This window comes from Helicobacter sp. MIT 14-3879 (genome assembly GCF_003364125.1).
Window position 1 is genome coordinate 1 of sequence record NZ_NXLP01000094.1, and the last position, 3,606, is coordinate 3,606.

Below are 3,606 nucleotides of genomic sequence, written 5' to 3' on the forward strand. Positions count from 1 at the left end.
TCTGTCATACTGAGGCGTTAGCCGAAGTATCTCTAATAGAATCTTTTGAGATTCTCTAATCAAACAAAAATTCATGAAATATTAATGAAGCACATAATCGTAGCAAGATTCTTTAATCAACGTAATTTTACAGGCACAAAGTGTGCATCTTTTACTCCGTAGAATCTATCATTATAAAGAACTTGATTGCCTTGTAATTTTTCACCAAAGAATCTTATTCCGCCTTTTGTGCTATTTGCAAGCATAATATCCACAGCTAAAGCAGTCGCATAATTCACCCAATCATATTGCAAATCTGAGCTAAGCAAATCACTAAAAGCAAGTAGCTTAATATTTACAGGACTAATCGCATTCACAACAAATATTTTTGTTGAATCTTCCTTTGGTACAAGTTTTAAGAGAGAAGGATTGTAGTTAATCTGGGAAGAGAGAAAAGCCATAGGCATGGTTTTGGTATTACCAATTTGTGGAATAATAAGTCCGCTTTTGATAACAGAAGTGTTAAGAATAATCATGCTTTCTTTTAAATTCTTTCTTATTTTATTGATAGATTCATTAAATTTTGTTGCTTTTTTAGAATCTACAATTTCTGATACAAGAGTATCTTGAGATTTTTTCTCAATAATATTGCCCAACATTTTACCTATCACACCATTATCATTGTAGCTAATGATTTTTGCCTTTTTAGAATGTGCTAGAGTAAGCATCATATCGATTTGTTTGTGATAGTCTATGCCACCAAAAAAGAGGTTTTGTGTATTGAGAGAGGGAGAAATTTGTGTTTGATTAAGAGTAGGAATAAAGATAGGGAGTGTTATTTCTGTGTTTTGTAAGAGGTTTTCTAGCCCCTTGGAAGTTAGGATAGCTATAACATAGTCAAAGTTTTGCTTTTGTATAACGTGATAAGTTTGACTTAAATTTGTTGATTCTTCATTTTGGGAATCAAAAACATTAAATTCAAAATCTCCACCCTTTGCGATTAAATAAGCGAGAATAGAATCTGCACTGCTCACAGAATAGCGACCGATATTCTTTTGTGGGATAAGCAAAGCTATACGTATTCCTGATTGTGCAATGCTCACAGGATGCAAGATAGCAGAATCTAAAATACCGCTAGCAACTTGGAACTTTTCCCTTAAAGCTTTGTCGTTATTGTCTCTATAAAGTGATAAAAAGCTAAAATATTGTCCTTCTTCAAAAAGTTTATTAAGGCAAGATTTTGAGCACTTTTTTATATCCAAATCAGCTATCTCTTGGCTTGGCAGAGGAATTGGCGAGATAATTTGTTCTTTTGCAAATGCTATGACACTGCAAGCTATTACCATGAGAGAGACAATTTTATAGAGCATTATTCTCCTTTAATCTTTAGATTCAGTATATATTGTAACATGAATTTAAGTGAAATATGATTATTTAGAGAATGAAAAGTGCAGGATTCTCGATTCTAGTTTATTTGGCTACAATAAAATACCTTTTATAGTTTTAAATGATAAAATACATAAAAATATTGCAATATCCCTAAGGATTTCTATGACAAAAACACAAAAAAAATTGCATGTGATTTCGCTTGGTTGTTCAAAAAATCTTGTAGATTCTGAAGTGATGTTAGGGAGGTTAAAGGACTATAATCTTACCCATGAGATTAGTGAAGCTGATGTAATTATTATTAACACTTGTGGTTTTATTGCAGCAGCAAAGCAAGAAAGCTTGGGGTGTATTTTTGAATCGTTACGCAAACGTAAAGAAGGCGCGCTTTTGGTTGCTAGCGGCTGCCTAGTAGCCCGATATGCCAAAGAGATTAAAGAAATGATACCAGAGATTGATATTTTAACAGGAGTGAGTGATTACCATAAAATAGACTCCATGATTGCAGAAAAAAAAGGAGTTGTTCGCGATTCAGTCTTTTTGTATAATCAAGAAGAGCGAATCATCACAGGTTCAAACATTCATGCATTTGTCAAAATCAGTGAAGGGTGCAATCAAAGCTGCTCATTTTGCTCCATTCCTAACTTCAAGGGTAAGTTGCAAAGCCGACAAATAGATTCTATTCTCTGTGAAGTAGAACTGCTTGCAAAAAGGGGTTATCATGACATAAGCTTTATTGCGCAGGATTCTAGCTCATTTCTTAAGGATAAAGGGCAGGAGAATGGACTGTTGAAATTAATTCATGCGATTGAAGCACAAGGCGCGATTAAAAGTGCAAGAATCCTCTATCTTTATCCGAGTTCAACAAATCGCGCATTGATAGAGGCAATCGCTGCATCAGATATTTTTCAAAACTATTATGATATGCCAATTCAACACATTAGCCCCAAGATTCTCAAAGATATGCAAAGAAGTCATAAGGATTTAAAAGAACTGCTAGCTTATATGAAAAAGATGCCACAAAGTTTCATTCGTAGTAGTGTAATTATTGGATATCCCAGCGAAGAAGAATATGATTTTGCATTATTATGTGAATTTATACAATCTTTTGGTTTTGATAGATTGAATATTTTTGAATATTCCAAAGAAGAAGGCACAAAAGCCGGCACATTAGAAGAGTTACCAAAGAAAATTCGCACCCAACGTATTAATACTCTAAAAAAGATTCTAGCAAAACAGCAAAAAAAACTTTTTCAAAACATGGTGGGCAAAGAGATAGAAGCTATTGTTGAAGGAAAAAGTGAAATCAGCGAGTATTTTTATAGTGCTAGAGACAAAAGATGGGCAAAAGAGATTGATGGAGAAATACTCATCAATGACGGTGCATTTAAGGGGGCAGGATATTATCGCGTGAAAATCACAGAATGCAAGGATAATATATTAATTGGAGAAATTACAGCAACGTTATAGATTGGATTCTGCGCGTCTTGATATTGAAAAATGTGTTAAATGACTTAAAAAATACATTTGTTAGTGAGTTGCAAATCATGATAGCTAGCCCAATCATAAGATACCTATTAAATTCACACGGCAATAAAGTATGTATTTATTTCTAAATTAGTGGATATTTAGAGCGATTAAAAGCTATCATTTTCTCTAAACATATAAATATTGTGTAGTTATGAAGTAAAACCTTAGTCTTAGAAAAATATTTTGTCAAGTTAAGGCTTTTTAAATGTTTGCTATGTGCAGTTGCATTGTTTTATAGTCTTTATTAGTTTAAAGCGTTATCACCTAACAATCTACTACGCAACTCTTATACCCACTTTGCTTTATAAGAGTATAGAAGCAGGTTGTGTTGTTGCATTCATCTTCAATAGATTTATTGTGTTATTGTGTTGAAACAGACTATCTAACATTACCCTAGATTCAATGCCCATTAAACCTAAGGGGTAAAGCTACACTCAATACCAAGAAAAGCATTCTATAAAGAATTGTTATGTTGCATTCTATTGAAAGAGTTGTGATTCTTTGCAGGCTGTGTTACAAGGAATAAGGAGAACATTAAGGGTATGTATGTAAAACTTAAAAGAGAGATTCTATTCTATAACAATAGAACTGCCTGATAAAATGAATCTGCCATAGACTCATCTCTTGTTCTCCAAACTCACTTTGTCTTGAATCTCTAAGCAACACTATCCAAAGGATTTATAGCAGATATTGTTTGCTTGGTTATGCTTA

Annotated in this window: 2 protein-coding genes; one reads left to right on the forward strand and one right to left on the reverse strand. The window is 33.2% G+C overall.

The features are described from left to right. Positions 1 to 116: 116 nt before the first annotated feature. On the reverse strand, positions 117 to 1,349 hold the full coding sequence (locus tag CQA44_RS11395) for a hypothetical protein (protein ID WP_115547336.1): 1,233 nt from the start codon (positions 1,347 to 1,349) through the stop codon (positions 117 to 119). A 181-nt stretch (positions 1,350 to 1,530) separates the two neighbouring features. Here CQA44_RS11395 and rimO point away from each other — a divergent pair, with 181 nt between their 5' ends. After that, positions 1,531 to 2,835, forward strand: a complete 1,305-nt coding sequence (gene rimO, locus CQA44_RS11400) for a 30S ribosomal protein S12 methylthiotransferase RimO (protein ID WP_115547337.1) — start codon at positions 1,531 to 1,533, stop codon at positions 2,833 to 2,835. Positions 2,836 to 3,606 lie beyond the last annotated feature (771 nt).